12 protein-coding genes are annotated in these 14,793 nt (G+C 63.4%); 10 read left to right on the forward strand and 2 right to left on the reverse strand.

Annotation, left to right across the window (positions count from 1 at the left end):
* The first annotated feature begins 104 nt into the window (after positions 1–104).
* The 5 genes from JM946_RS04160 (at position 105) to JM946_RS04180 (ending at position 8,157) form a co-directional block, all read left to right on the forward strand.
* Positions 105–719, forward strand: a complete 615-nt coding sequence (locus JM946_RS04160; RefSeq protein ID WP_203165871.1) for a FlhC family transcriptional regulator — start codon at positions 105–107, stop codon at positions 717–719.
* A 12-nt stretch (positions 720–731) separates the two neighbouring features.
* On the forward strand, positions 732–1,685 hold the full coding sequence (gene nudC, locus JM946_RS04165) for an NAD(+) diphosphatase (RefSeq protein ID WP_203165872.1): 954 nt from the start codon (positions 732–734) through the stop codon (positions 1,683–1,685).
* Positions 1,686–1,757: 72 nt separating this feature from the next.
* Positions 1,758–2,606, forward strand: a complete 849-nt coding sequence (locus tag JM946_RS04170) for an NRDE family protein (protein WP_203165873.1) — start codon at positions 1,758–1,760, stop codon at positions 2,604–2,606.
* A 41-nt stretch (positions 2,607–2,647) separates the two neighbouring features.
* Complete coding sequence (locus tag JM946_RS04175; protein WP_203165874.1) at positions 2,648–4,387, forward strand: autotransporter assembly complex protein TamA; 1,740 nt, start codon at positions 2,648–2,650, stop codon at positions 4,385–4,387.
* Positions 4,387–8,157 (forward strand): translocation/assembly module TamB domain-containing protein, encoded by a 3,771-nt coding sequence (locus tag JM946_RS04180; RefSeq protein WP_203165875.1) that lies wholly within the window; start codon positions 4,387–4,389, stop codon positions 8,155–8,157. The genes JM946_RS04175 and JM946_RS04180 overlap by 1 nt, the downstream gene beginning before the upstream one ends.
* 6 nt (positions 8,158–8,163) lie before the next feature.
* Here JM946_RS04180 and JM946_RS04185 read toward each other — a convergent pair whose 3' ends face one another.
* Positions 8,164–9,036 (reverse strand): alpha/beta fold hydrolase, encoded by an 873-nt coding sequence (locus JM946_RS04185; RefSeq protein WP_203165876.1) that lies wholly within the window; start codon positions 9,034–9,036, stop codon positions 8,164–8,166.
* Between the two features lie 18 nt (positions 9,037–9,054).
* Positions 9,055–9,666: an NUDIX hydrolase gene (locus JM946_RS04190; RefSeq protein ID WP_203165877.1), complete on the reverse strand. Its 612-nt coding sequence runs from the start codon at positions 9,664–9,666 to the stop codon at positions 9,055–9,057.
* Positions 9,667–9,779: 113 nt separating this feature from the next.
* Here JM946_RS04190 and rarD point away from each other — a divergent pair, with 113 nt between their 5' ends.
* From rarD to argC, 5 genes are all read left to right on the forward strand, one after another.
* Positions 9,780–10,709, forward strand: a complete 930-nt coding sequence (rarD, locus tag JM946_RS04195) for an EamA family transporter RarD (RefSeq protein ID WP_203165878.1) — start codon at positions 9,780–9,782, stop codon at positions 10,707–10,709.
* Positions 10,710–10,825: 116 nt separating this feature from the next.
* Positions 10,826–11,281: an arginine repressor gene (locus tag JM946_RS04200; protein WP_203165879.1), complete on the forward strand. Its 456-nt coding sequence runs from the start codon at positions 10,826–10,828 to the stop codon at positions 11,279–11,281.
* An 80-nt stretch (positions 11,282–11,361) separates the two neighbouring features.
* Positions 11,362–12,585 (forward strand): argininosuccinate synthase, encoded by a 1,224-nt coding sequence (gene argG, locus JM946_RS04205; protein ID WP_203165880.1) that lies wholly within the window; start codon positions 11,362–11,364, stop codon positions 12,583–12,585.
* 39 nt (positions 12,586–12,624) lie between these two features.
* Positions 12,625–13,704 carry a hypothetical protein gene (locus JM946_RS04210; RefSeq protein WP_203165881.1) on the forward strand — a complete coding sequence of 360 codons (1,080 nt, stop codon included), beginning with the start codon at positions 12,625–12,627 and terminating at the stop codon, positions 13,702–13,704.
* Positions 13,701–14,762 (forward strand): N-acetyl-gamma-glutamyl-phosphate reductase, encoded by a 1,062-nt coding sequence (argC, locus tag JM946_RS04215; protein WP_203165882.1) that lies wholly within the window; start codon positions 13,701–13,703, stop codon positions 14,760–14,762. The genes JM946_RS04210 and argC overlap by 4 nt, the downstream gene beginning before the upstream one ends.
* Positions 14,763–14,793 lie beyond the last annotated feature (31 nt).

The raw sequence follows: 14,793 nt of genomic DNA on the forward strand, positions 1-14,793 counted from the left end.
GATTTAAATTCCCTATTTACGCGCAGGTCAATACGGACGACACTACCCCCGACTCCCATCCGGAAGACAAGTCAACGGCCGACCTCTCGAACAAGGAAGTTCTCATGAACCACAGCAACGATTCCTATCGCCACGAGCGTCATCGACAAGATCTCGCGCTTCGCATGATTCGTCACGAAGCGCGGACGTGCACGATTCGCGAGTGCACGGGCCTCACCGACGATCGCATTCGACGTCTCTATCGCTCGTACGCGCACGAGCTGAGCGAAGGGCCCGTGAGACGACGCCGCGGGAAGTCGCCGCGCCAAACGACATTCTTCATCCGAAACACCCGAGCGCAGTTCGAATCGTCGCTGCTCGCTAGCGCCTTCGCAGCATTTGGCTTGTTGCAAGGAGAAGCAAAGAAATCCCCCCGCCTGCAGATCAGCGCGGTCGAGTACGGTCGCCTGTTCTGTGACGCCTATGAAACGCACCAGCAGCTGCTCGACTCGCCAACGTTATCGTTCGAGCATGCATGGTTTCTGTTACAGCTCCTCAACCGAAACGGTGAACTGCAACCCGCGCGCTGCAGACATTGCGACAGCTACTACCTGCGGAACCGCTTCAATGTATGGCGCCACACCTGCCCAACCTGCAGATTGAAACGGATGCGCGCTCGCTGCAGAAAGTCGCGCCGGCTTCGCCAATGTTCGAATTCCCGCGCGGTGTCGCACGGCTGATAGACTGAGGGCATGCCACCGCGCCCGCCAAACACTCTCGCCGGTCCGTATCTCGAACGCGCCGCGCATCGTCGCAAGGACGAAGCTCTTCTGCAGGCCGCGCTCGCCAATCCGGAGACGCTGTTCGTTCCCGTGTGGGAAACGCGCAGCTCCATCCTGCGCCGGGGCGAGCTGCTGACCGCCCACTTCGTGACTGGCATACAGGCACTGCCCGGCGTGGATCCACGCGAGTTGGTCTGGCTGGGCGAGTTCCGCGGGCAAGCCGTTTTTGCCGTCGGTCTGTCGGGCGAACGCCCGCAGCTGACCGACCCCACCGTGGACTTCCAGGATCTGCGCATGATCGCCGGCGCGCTGCCACCCGAAGAGGCCGGCCTGCTCGCCTACGCTCGCGCCATGATCCACTGGCGCGACACCCATCGATTCTGCGGCCGATGCGGCTCGCCGACGCAACCGAGCGAGAGCGGCCATGTGCTCAGATGCAGTAACGAAGCGTGCCGTTCGCAGCAGTTTCCGCGCATCGATCCGGCGGTGATCGTCCTGGTCACGGACGGCGAACGCGCCCTGCTGGGTCGGCAGGCGTCGTGGCCGCCCGGCCGTTATTCCACGATCGCCGGCTTCGTCGAACCGGGCGAGAGTCTAGAAGACGCAGTCGTCCGCGAGGTGCACGAGGAAACCGGAGTGGGAGTGGAGTCGGTGGACTACCATTCGTCGCAGCCGTGGCCCTTCCCGTCGTCGTTGATGCTCGGCTTCACGGCGTACGCCAATCGCACCGATATCTTGCGCGTCGATGACGAGCTCGAAGACGTGCGCTGGTGGACGCGCGCCGACATCGCCAACGGCGCGGTCGCCCTGCCCATCACCCATTCGATCTCCTTCCGGCTGGTCGAGGACTGGTACGACTCGGGCGCGACGCGGCCGCTGCGCGAGGAACCCGGCGTCCGGCTGTGGCAACTGCCGCGCCGTTGATCACGCCAGCCATGCGTCCTTTTTCAGGGCCTATTCATCCACCGTTAGAACTGCTGCTCTACAATTCCGGTCATGTGCCTGCTCGTCCTCGCCTGGAAACACCACCCTCGTTACCGCCTGATCCTCGCCGGCAACCGCGACGAGTTTCATGACCGTCCGGCCGCGCCGCTGAACTGGTGGCAGGACGATCCGCGGATTCTTGGCGGGCGCGACCTGAAGGCGGGTGGCACCTGGCTCGGCGTGGCCCGCTCGGGCCGTTTCGGTATCGTCACCAACTACCGTGACTTGCAGGCGCCCGTCGAAAACGCACCGTCGCGTGGGCAACTGGTGCCAAGGTTCCTCACGGGTGCGACTTCGCCGAAGGAGTTCCTGGACGACCTGCGCGGCGCGGCGCCTCGCTACTCGGGCTTCAACCTCCTGGTGGGTGGCAGTCGAGCGCTGTACTACTTTTCCAATCGTGGGCCAGGTGCGCCAACCGCCCTCGCGCCGGGCGTGTACGGGCTGAGCAATCATTTGCTAGACACGCCGTGGCCAAAATTGGCCCGCACTCGCGAGCGCTTCAACACATTGCTGGCGCAACCCGAAGTCTCGCCGGAAGATCTGTTCGCCATGCTCGCCGATCGCGAGCAGGCGTTGGGACCGGACCTGCCGTCCACCGGGCTGCCTGAGGACTGGGAGCGCGTAGTGTCGGCGCCCTTCATCGTCAACGAGCGCTACGGCACGCGCTGCTCGAGCGTGCTGCTGGTGGAGCGCACGGGTCGCACCATTCTCCAGGAACGTCGCTTCGACGCCGCCGGCGTCCAGAGCGGCAACTCGCGGTTCGAATTCACCAGCACCGAAGTGCCGGAAGTGTGGTTCGAAGCCGGGGATCCGAACGAGACCGTCGCGACCGACACTTCCTTCGATTCCTCACCGGAATAGTTGCTGAAGGCGGCGCTCTCGTGACAGCGAGGATGCGTGCGATGGCGGGAGTGCTGGCGGCGGCGTTGCTGTCGCCATTGCCGGCCGCCGCCAAGATCGATATCGACATCCCCGAAGTCAGCGAAGCCATCGAGACCAACGTTCGCGCCTTCCTGAGCCTGACTCGCTACGCCGACCGCGACGATGTCACCGACGACGTAATGAGCCGCTTGCAACGGCGCATCGTCAACGAAACGCGCCAGGCGCTCGAGCCTCTCGGCTACTACGAACCGAATGTCACTTACGACGTCGCCAAGCAAGGCGAGTCCTGGAAGGTGACGATTCACATCGAGCCCGGCCGGCCGGTGCGATTGTCCGAAGTCAACGTCAATGTCACCGGCCCGGGCGCGAACGATCGCATCATTCGCGAGTTGGTTGAAGCCGACGACATCAAGCCGGGCCTGCGTCTGAATCACGGCACGTACGAGCGCGTGAAAGGCAACCTGGTGCGGGTGGCCAAGAACGAGGGTTATCTCGACGCCAGACTCACCAAGCATGACTTGGTGATCGATCGCGTCGAGCGCCGCGCGACCGTCGATCTCGAGGCCGACACAGGCGAGCGTTACAGCTTCGGACAGATCGATATCGCACAGGATGTGATCACCGATGAAGCCATGCGACGGTTGTTACGCATGCACCCGGGCGAGCCGTACACGCTGGACACGCTGCTGCGAACGCAGTACGTGCTGGACGACACCCAATACTTTTCTGTCGTCGACATCGAAAGCGGCGACCCCGATCCCGAGACTCGCACGGTCCCGGTCAGGGTGACCGCCGAGCCGAGCAGGAAACATCGCTATGCGGCGGCGGTCGGTTACGGCACGGATACCAGGGCGCGTGGCAAGTTCACCTGGGACAATCGACGCGTCAACGAGAGCGGCCACAAGTTCAAGCTGGAGTTGCTCGGCTCCTCCATCGTCACCGATCTCACCGGCAGATACATCGTGCCGGTCATGGACATCGCGCTGGAGAAACTGGAATTCACCGGCACGCTCAGAGACGAAGAGCTCGGCGACACCCAGTCCGAGCGTGCCGAAGTCGGCGCCGGCCTGACGCAAGTGCTGGGCCGCTGGCAGCGCGTGCTGCAGGTCCGGCTCTCGGACGAAACCACCACCGAAGCCGACGGCACCAAGAACACCAACTTCTACCTGGTGCCGAGCGTCAGTTACTCGACGTTGCCGAGTTATATCGTCGGCGGCCGCAAGCGACCGTACTTTTTCTCGGCGGAGCTGCGCGGCTCGCCGGAAACGTTGGGCTCCGACGCGTCGTTCCTGCAGCTGAGATTGAAGGGCGAGCGCGTCTTCGACCTGAGCGAGCTGTGGCACCTGCATCTACGCAGCGAGCTGGGCATCAGCCGCATCGCGGCCACGTCGGATCTGCCCGCGTCACAACGTTTCTTCGCCGGCGGTGAAGGCAGCGTGCGCGGCTTCGCACTGAACGAACTCTCGCCACGTGACGAGCGAAGCCGCACGGTTGGCGGACGCAATCTCGCCACCGGCACGATCGAGATCGTTCGCGATCTGCCACGCAACTTCGGCGTCGCCGCCTTCTACGATATCGGCAATGCCTTCAACGATTTCGACGATCCGATGCTGGCGTATTCCGTCGGGCTCGGCGTGCGTTACAACATCGCGGTCGCAAGCTTCGGCATCGACGTGGCCCAGGCCCTGTCGGAACCCGGTCGCGAACCCGAGCCCGACCACTCGCCGCGCTTTCATCTGTACATCGCGACTCAGTTCTGATGCGCACGCGAATCATCCTGATCATTGTCGCCGCGATCTTGCTGGCGCCCTTGGTTGGGGTGGCCGTGCTGCTGTATTCAGAAGCCGGACTGCAGCTGATCGCCGGTCAGCTATGGCGACTGGAGCGCTTCAACGTAAAGATCGAAGGCGTGTCCGGCACGATCTCGGGTCCACTGCGTGTCGCTCGCTTCGAGCTGAATCACCCTCGCGTGCACGTAGTCGTGAACGACATCGTGATCGATCCGCAACTGCGCGGGCTGTTCATTCAAACTTTGCGAGCAGGATCGGTGACCGCGCGCTACTCAGTCGTCGAAGTGCGCCAGGCGGATATGCCAGAGAACAGGCGGCAGCCCAGATTCCTGCCGTCGTTCCTGCGCATCGATGCACACAACATCGAACTCACCAATGTACGCTACGTGCATCTCAACGGCACCGCCGTCGATGCCAGAACCGTGCGCGGCCGCGTGACGATCACTTCCCATCGTCTGCGCGCGCGTGGCTTCGCCATCGATTCCGATCTGTTCGACGCTACCGGCAACCTGGTGCTACGAGCGGCCCCGGCCTGGGATCAACCCATGGGCCTGGAAGGCGAGGCCAGCGGCCGGCTGCATCTGCCCGATGTGGATCTGGTGCTCAAGGCCTCGGCTCGAGGCACCATCGACGAGCTGAACATGCAAGGCGAGATGCTCGAGCCTAACATGGTGCGCGCTACGGCGGTGCTCACCCGCCCGGAAGACAGCTGGAATATCGCGGGCAAGGTCAGCTCGCAGCAGTTCCTGCTCGATTCGTGGCTGGAGAATCCACCACTGACCTTTCGTAACATCGCTCTGGATGTGGAGATGAACCCGAACGGTGTGCACGCCAAGGGCAAGGTGGGCGTGCCGGAGATCGACCAGCAGGATCTGATCGTCGAGGCGAGCGGCCGGTATGCCAATCGCAGATTGTTTTTAACCGATTCCAACCTGCAGCTGCAGGATTCCCCGGCGACTTTGCAGACCACCGGCCAGCTGCTGTTCGACGGCTCCGCCCCGACGCTCGATCTCACCGCCAAGTGGGCCCACTTCCAGTGGCCCTTGCGCGGAGCCCCGATAGTCACCAGCGCAAGTGGCGACGGCACACTGCGTGGACCTTTGCCATACGACTTCACCATCACAGCCAGCCTGGCCGGACCGAACTTCCCCTCGGGCGCCGGCTCGGCCACCGGCGTGTTGTCGAAGGAACAAGTGACATTCGCAAGCTACTCGGTCAACGCACTGGAAGGCTCGCTGACCGGCAACGGTGAGCTGCAGTTCGCGCAGCCGCGCGCCTGGCGAGTTCACACGCGCACCACGAATGTGAATCCGGCCGGATTGTTCAAGGACTTCCCCGGCAGCATCAACATGATCGCAAACGCGTCGGGCGAAGGCTTCGATAAACAAGCGGTGTTCACCGCAGATGTGAGCGAGCTGCGCGGCACTTTGCGCGGCGAACCGATTCAAGGCCGCGGCTTCGTGCAAAGAGATCGCAAAGGCTGGACGGTGCGCGGCGCGAATCTGGGCCTGGCCGATGCTCGGCTCACGCTCGATGGCATCTGGAAGGAAACCATCGAGGCGACCTGGTCATTGAACGTGCCGTCGGTGGACCGGCTGTTGCCCGAGGCCAGCGGCCGGATTGTTTCCAACGGCAAAGCGAGTGGCCCGCTCAAGGCGCTGCACGTCACCGGCGACCTGGACGCGCACGATATCCGCTACCAGGGGTGGCAAGCCGGACAACTCACGGTGGAAGGCGATATCGACGCCAGCGGCAAATCGCCGTCACGACTGGTTGCCTCCGCCACTCGCGTGGGCGGAGTGGGCGACCCTCTGATCGCGAGTATGCAGCTGACCGGCCAGGGAACCGCGCTCGATCATCGCATCGACCTGAATGTGACAGGCGCGGCGGCGACGCCGAGAGACACGCCGCCCAGCGCTGAGATGCAGATCGTGGGCGGCTACGATCAAAAGCTTTGGAATGCAACAGTCACCACCACCAGGCTGGTCACCGGCAAGGCCGACGACAAGATCTCCATCGCCGAACCCGCCAAGCTCGTTGCGTCCAGCGATCGCGCGCAGCTCGATAACTTCTGCCTGATCGCCGGCGCCGGCCGCATCTGCGCCAGTGGCAAATGGCAACGCGCCGGGCCTTGGGAAGGCACGGTGTCCGGTTATGAAATTCCACTCGCCTTGTTGCTGCCGCCTCCGGGCGAAGAAGCCGAGTATGGTGGACGGGTGGAAGGCCGCGTACACGCGTTCGGCGCTCCGAAGCAGTCATGGCAGGGCGAAGCGGGCATGCGCATCATCGACGCCGCGATCATCTATCGTCCCCAGGGTGGCGAGCCCGAAACTTTGAATCTCGGCACCGGCGGTCTGGCCGCCACCGCCAGACCGGAACGCATCGATTTCTCGTTCGGTGTGCAGGCATTCACCGACACGTTCTTGTTTGCCAACGCCCGAATCGAGCGCAATGACAGCAACGACCTGCTGCATTTGCCACTGACCGGCGACATGCGCGCACGCGCGGCCGACGCAAACATTTTGCCGCTGGTGTTCTCGGAAGTGGACAACGCCGCCGGCCTGCTCACCGCGAACGCAGACATCGGTGGCACGCTAGCCGAGCCCGAGATCAACGGTCGCATCGAGCTGGCCAACGGCGAGCTCGACTCGTATCGAGTCAACTTCGCGCTGCGCAATCTGAACCTCGTGGCTGAACTGGCCAACAACGCCCTGGCCTTCCGAGGCACCGGCCGAGCCGGCGAGGGTGAATTGCAAACCGACGGCACCTTCACCTGGAGCGAGGGAAAGTCACAAGGTCGTCTGCACCTGCGCGGCGAGAATCTGCTGGTCGCCGATCTGCCCGAGTATCGTGTGGTCGCTTCGCCCGATCTGTACTTCAACATCGACGGCAACAACGTCGGCGTCAGCGGCGACGTACTGATTCCAAGCGCTCGCGTCCAACCGAATCAGATCACCGGCGCAGTGCGCGCCTCCGATGACGCCCGTTACACGCACGAGACAGAGGCTGAGCGCGACGGGCGCATGACAATCCAAAGCGAAGTGAAGGTGGCGATCGGCGACGACGTGCGCGTCGATGCATTCGGATTGCAAGGCCGGCTCGCCGGCGCCGTCGGCACGACAGTGAAGACCGGCGAGATCCCCATTGGACGCGGTGAGCTGAACGTGGTCGATGGGCGCTACGAAGCCTACGGACAGAAGCTGGAGATCAACAAAGGTCAGCTGCTGTTCGAAGCTTCGCCACTGGACGATCCCGGCCTGGACATCGAGGCTCGCCGCAAGATCGAAACCGTGACCGTCGGCTTGAACGTGCGCGGCACGCTGCAGGAGCCGCGCCTGTCGTTCTTCTCCGATCCCACGATGCCGCAGACGCAGATCGTCACATACCTTCTGACCGGCAAAGCGCCGGACTCCATGACCGGCACGGATACCGCCACGATGGCCTCGGCGCGCGACACACTGACGTTACAAGGCGGCGGGCTGCTGGCGTCGCAGATCGGCCGGCGCCTGGGCTTGGAAGAAGTCGGCGTCGAAAGCTCGCTGGGCAGCGATGGCACCTCCAACACGGCCTTGGTGCTCGGTAAGTTCCTGTCGCCGCGCCTGTTCATCAGCTACGGCATCTCGCTCACCGAGTCCATCAACACCTTGAAGCTGCGTTACACGATCAGCGACAAATGGGTGTTCAAGACCGAAGCCGGCGAGAACCAAAGCGCCGATTTCGAGTACACCATCGAGCAGTAATCGCGCTCAGTACAACAGCGCTCGCAAGGCCGCAACCAGCGACAGCGGCTGATCCAGCATCACGTGGTGGTGCGATTCGGGAATCGCAATCGGGCCGTGACAGTTTGGAATGAGTGCGACGAGCTCCGCCGCATGCTCATGAGAAACGATGGCGCTGGCGTCGCCATAGACGATCGACACTGGCGTCACCATCCGCGCCAGCATCCCGGAAACGTTGTGATGGACGGCGAGCCGCGGCTTCGTATCGTCGAACTTCCAGGTATAGCCGTCGTCGACTCGCTTGATGGAATGTTCGGCGATGTAGTTGATCACATAGCCCGCCGCTCGATTCTCCGGCGGGATCAAGCGAAAACGCGCTCGCGCGGCTTCATACGTCGGATAGATCTTTTTCGGCCGCAGCTCCTGGGCGCGGATCCGCGGCTCGCCATCGTGAAGATGGAAGAACGAGTCGACGACGATCGCGCGGCCGACGCATTCCGGATGAGCGGCGCACATTTGCAGCACCTGCCGGCCGCCGAAGCTGTGACCCACGACCGCGGGACGATCGAAACCGGCGTCGTCGATCACGGCGAGCAGATCGCGCGCATAGTTCTCGTGGGTGTATTGATCTCGATTGCCGCTGTCGCCCATGCCGCCGAAATCGAGCGCCACCACTCGAAAGCGCTCGGTGAGAAACGGCGCGATGAAACTCCACCATCGCGCATGCGCACGAAAGCCGTGCGCCAGCACCAGGCCGGGCTTGTCCGTTTCGTGACGGTTCCAGCTCAGGTAATGAATGGCCGCGCCGGCGGCATCGACGTACCGCGACTCGCACGGAGCATTCACCGCACGGGTGAACCATTCGGGCGGCAACAGATCCGATGCAGTCTCGTGAGTCATCGGTCGGTCGGATCCGTATCAGTCGAACTCGGTGGGCAGCGAGCGATCGAGGTGATGCACGTACGCACGTTTGATTTGCGCCTCCGTGGTGCGGCCGGTGGACAGCTCCGGCAGCTGCTCCACCGGAAAAAACTTCACATCCGTGGTTTCGTAGCTGGTGCGGAAGTCGCCGCCGGTGATTTCGCAGATAAAGAACATCTTCCAGACGTGGTACAGGAACTTGGGGTGATTGTGCTTGTTGCGGTCGAAGACCGCCGCCAGCTTGACGGCGCGCGCCGTGAACCCTGACTCCTGCTCTATCTCTTTTTCCACGGCGCGGGACGGCGTGTCGTTCACGTCGGCCCAGCCCCCTGGCAAGGTCCACTTGCCATCGACGCGTTCCTTGACCATCAGCACCTGATCGCCCCGAAACACCGCGCCGCGCACGTCCACTTTGGGCGTGGAATACCCGTCTTCCACCATCCAGGCGGCACGCAATTGCTCCGGACTCTGCTGGGATTCCAGCGCCAGCAACTGCCCGGCGATCTCGCCCATTTCGCGATAACGCTCGCGATCGTATTCCTCCTGCGAAAAATGCAGGCCGGTCTGTGACAGCGCCAACAGGCGGCGCGAAAGGTCGAGCACTGACATGGATTGGATGCGGGACGGCGAATGAGAGACCGGAAGCTTCTCTCGCCCGAGGAGCACATGCAACTTCGGCATAGCCGACATATCATTGCCGCCCAGCCGACCGTTCCGCCCCCATGAATGACTCCTCCCGCGTGGCCGACGCCACGCCCGCCGCCTCGCGCATCGATGGCCGCGGTCTGTCCGCCGCTCTAGCCGCCTTCCTCATGTGGGGATTGTTCCCTCTGTACATGAAGTTGTTGCAAGCCGTGCCGGTTCTGCAATTCACCGCGCATCGCATGGCGTGGGGCTTTCTCTTCGGCTTTTGCTGGCTGGCCTGGCGCGGCGAGGTGAGTCAGATGTGGCAAGCGCTCGGCGATCCGCAAACGCGACTGAAGCTGTGCGCGTCGGCGGCATTCATCGCCATCAACTGGTCCATTTTCATGTGGGGCATCGCCACCAACCACGTGGTGGAAATCAGCCTCGGCTACTTCATCGGTCCGCTGCTCAACGTGGCGCTCGGCGTGGTGTGTTTTCGGGAGCGGCTCAATCGCGTGCAGTGGCTATCGGTGATGATCGCCGCCGCCGCCGTGCTGTATCTGACCTGGTCGGCAGGCCGCCCGCCCTATGTGTCCCTGGCGCTGGCGTTGACCTTCGGCCTGTACGGCCTGGTGCGCAAAGTGGCCAAGGTGGAAGCACTGCCCGGCTTCACCGGCGAGACGCTGATATTGCTGCCGTTCGCGGCCGGCTATGTGATCTGGTGCGAGCTCACCGGCGTCGGCGCCATGAGTCAGTCGTCGCTCGGCATCAACCTGCTCTTATTATTAGGCGGCCCTCTCACCGCCGTGCCGCTGGTGCTGTTTGCCGTTGGCGCACGGCGGATTCCGTTGTTCACGGTCGGACTATTGCAGTACATCGCGCCCAGCCTGCAACTGATGTGTGCGGTGCTGGTGTTTGGCGAGCCCTTCAGCGGCCCCCGTGTCGTCGGCTTCGCGATGATCTGGACGGCGCTCGGCCTGTTCGCCCTGGATGGCCTGCGGGTGATGCGTCGACGCGCCCGACTCTGAACCTAGCCGTTATTGACAGCCCGTGCATAATTATGCACGATGCACGCCTTTTTATGCATCCGGGCGTCCGGCCGCTGTCGCGGTCCCACTCGGTGCGAGGCGTACAGACCGGCGACATGGCTGCAGAAATTCATCAATCGGTGGCGCGACGGGCCGCGATTCTCCGCATCATCGGAGAGTCGACCGTGCGCAATCAGGATGAATTGGTGAAAGTGCTGCGCAAGCAGGGCTTCGACGCCACGCAGTCCAGCGTCAGCCGCGACCTGCGCGAGCTGGGCGTAGCCAAGGCCGGTGACCGGTACATTCTGCCGGCCCAGGATGCGGGTGCGGCGAACAACCCGTTCGCCGCCGTCGCCAAGTTCGTGGTCGATATCAAGACTGCCGGCTCGTCGCTCACGGTGCTCAAGACCACCACCGGCACGGCGCAAAGCGTCGCGGTGGCCATCGACAGCTCGGACTGGCACGAAGTGGTCGGCACCATTTCGGGCGACGACACCATCTTCATCGCCACCGACGAGCCCAAAGATCAGAAGAAACTGCGCGAAAGGCTGCGCGGCATCTTTGGCATCTGATTGGGGCATCTGATTCGCACGTCGGCCGCAAGCGCGAGCCCATCCAACTCACCGGCTATTTGATTTCCACGGAAACGAGCATGAGCACACTTCCTCCCGGCAACGAACCGATTCTGCTGGCTTTCTCCGGCGGCCTGGACACCTCCTTCCTGGTGCCGTGGCTGGCGGAGAACTACAAGCGGCCGATCATCACGGTCACGGTCGATACGGGCGGCATCGATGCAGACGCGGCGAAGGTGCTGGATCAGCGCGCGCGTGCGCTCGGCGCGAAGGATCACATCCTGGTCGAAGCCAAGAAGGATTACTTCGAGCAGGTGATCAAGTATTTGATCATGGGCAACGTGAAGCGCGGCCAGATGTATCCGTTGTGCGTCGGCGCGGAGCGCGTGATGCAGGCGCAGACCATCGCTGAGTACGCGAAGAAGCTGGGCACCAAGGTTATCGCGCACGGCTGCACCGCCGCTGGCAACGACCAGGTGCGCTTCGAAGTCGCGCTGCGCACGCTCGCGCCCGAGCTGACCATTCTTGCGCCGGTGCGCGATCAGGCGTTCAAGCGCCCCGACCAGTTGCAGTACCTGCAGGATCGCAATCTCACCATTCCTCCGTATGGCGCGGCTTACTCGGTGAATCGCGGCCTGTGGGGCGTAACCATCGGCGGCAAGGAAACACTGACCTCCGACGGCAGCATTCCCGATCATGCTTGGGTGCTGTCGAAGGATGCGTTCACCAATCCGCAGCCGGCGGAAACTCACACCATCGGTTTCGAGAAGGGCGTGCCTGCAAGCCTGGACGGCGCGCGACTCGATCCGGTGAGCGTGATCGAGAAATTGGAAACGATCGGCGCGAAGTTCGGCGTCGGCCGCGGCATCCACCTGGGCGACACCATCATCGGCACCAAGGGCCGCGTGGCGTTCGAGGCGCCGGCCGCCGAAGTGCTGATCAGCGCGCATCGCGAGCTGGAGAAGCTGGTGATGACCGGGCGCCAGCAACGCATCAAGGAAATGTTGTCCGGCCCGTACGGCGACCTGGTGCACGAAGGCCAGCATCTGGACCCGGTGTGTCGCGACATGGAAGCGCTGTTCGTGAATTCACAGGCGCGCGTCACTGGCGAAGTGAAGGTGCAGTACCGCCCGGGCAACGCATTCGTCGCCGGCGTGACCTCACCCTATTCGATCATGGCCGCCTCGAAGGGCGTCTATGGCGAAGCGGCCGGCGAGTGGACCGCGGCCGACGCGCTGGGCTTCTCCAAGATGGTGGGCCTGCCCGGCATGTTCTGGACCCGTGCGGGTCAAAACAAAGGTTGAGTTGTTTCTTCCAACGTTACAGGTGCATTGAACACAGCCATGAAAACCGTAGTCGTCGACAAGATCGCGTCCATCACCCAGGCCCTCAACCTGGGGCATGAGCTGCGCGTCGCCACCGACAACATTCCTTGCGAGGAAGGCGTGGTGCTGGTTGTCGAGATCCTCAACAACAAGTCGACCTACAACACCCTGGAGCTGACCAGCGGGCGCATGGCCAAGGCCGCCAAGGGCGACGTGATCGTCGGCGCGCTCGGCCATCGCCAGGCGCTGTTCGGCTATTCGGGTCATTTGCCGACCTCGGTCAAGGAAGGCGACACCATCCAGGTGCTGAACATCGGCGGCGTGCTCGGCGTGGTCGATTCTGTGAACCCGGAAAAGGGCACGCCGTTCAACGCCAGGGTGATCGGCGTAGTGCTGCAGTTCCCATATCTCGGGGAACGTATCGGCGTGCCGGCTCGTGTGGGTTATCGACGCCTCGACCACAACGCGGCGGTGAACACCCGCAATGTGCCGGTCGTGGCGCTCGCGGGCACCTGCATGGAAGCGGGCAAGACGGCGGCGGCGTGCGCCATCGTCGCTCGCATGCGGCATCGGGGCTTGAACGTGCATGCATTCAAGGCGACCGGCGTTTCCCTGCGTCGTGACATTCTCGCGATGGAAGACGCCGGCGCGCGCCGGAGCATGATCTTCACCGATCTTGGCGTGGTGACCACCACTGCCAAGAACGGTCCGGCGATCACGCGCTCGCTGCTGACCGAGATGTCGCAAGGCGAGCCCGACGTGATCGTGTTCGAGCTGGGCGACGGCATTCTGGGCGCCTATGGCGTCGAAGCGATTCTGTCCGCGCCCGATATTCGCAGCGCGCTGACTTCGGTGGTGCTGTCGGCGAACGATCCGGTCGCGGCGTGGGGCGGCGTGAAGCTGCTGCGCGAGCAGTTCGGCATCGAGCCGGCGGTGGTGACGGGCCCGGCCACGGACAACGCCGTCGGCGTCAACATCATTAAAGACAAGTTCGGGGTGCCGGCGTTCAACGCCATCACCGACGGCGCGGCCCTGGGCGATTGTGTCATCGACTCGCTGAAGTTGAAGCCGCGGGTCAAGACGGAAGAAGTGGAATGAGCGAAACGATTCCTGTCATCGTCCTGGGCGGCACCGGCTATGTATCGGGCGAGCTGTTGCGCCTGATCGCCGGGCATCCGCGCCTGGCGCTCAGGGCCATTCTCTCGGACAGCCAGCCCGGCGAGCCGGTGGCGAAGTTCTTCGCGCATCTCGCGCCGATCTATCCTGAGCTCAAGTTCTCGAGCCTGGATGAAGTGAAGGCGCTGGTCGGCTCGCTGCCGACGTCCGCCGTGATCTCGGCGGCTCCGCACGGCGTGGCCGCCAAGCTCATCGACGAGATCCTCGTAGCTGCCGAAGCGAAGGGCACCAAGCCGCGAGTGATCGATATCTCGGCGGACTATCGCTACAGCTCGGCCGGCGCGTATGAAGCAGTCTACAAGCATGCGCACGGCGCGCCGAATCGCATCGCGCAGTTCAGCTGCGCGGTGCCGGAACATTTGGGCAAGCTGACGACGCCGCATGTCGCCCATCCGGGCTGCTTCGCCACGGCCTTGTTGTTGTCCAGCGTGCCGTTGTTGTCGCTGGGCCTGATCGAGCCCCGTTTGTTTGCTACGGGCGTGACGGGCAGCACCGGGTCGGGCCGCACACCTTCAGCGGGAACGCATCATCCGCAGCGACATAGCGATCTGTACGCGTACAATCCGCTCGGCCATCGCCATACCCCGGAGGTCGCGGCGTTGGCGCAGGTCGCCTCGCAGGTGCAGGCCGAATTCAATTTCGTTCCGCATTCCGGACCGTTTGCGCGCGGCATTCATGTCACGGTGCAAGCCAAGGCGAGCAAACCCATCAAGACGCCGGAGCTGCTCGAGGCGTTGCGCGGCTTCTATCGTGACAAGCCGTTCGTGCGTGTGGTCAACGAGATGCCGCACTTGAAGGACGTGGCGGCGAGCAACTATGCGTTCCTGAGCGCCGCCGCGAACGGCGATTCGGTCGCCGTGATGTGCGCCATCGACAACCTGGTCAAGGGTGCGGCTGGCGGCGCAATGCAGTTGTTGAATCGAGTGTTCGACCTGGACGAGACCACCGGATTGACCACGCCGGCCGCCGGCTGGACTTGAGGAGAAGGCCGGCGCGGTTGCCGGCCCGACG

It is taken from the genome of Steroidobacter gossypii, assembly GCF_016801985.1.
Lineage (GTDB): Bacteria > Pseudomonadota > Gammaproteobacteria > Steroidobacterales > Steroidobacteraceae > Steroidobacter > Steroidobacter gossypii.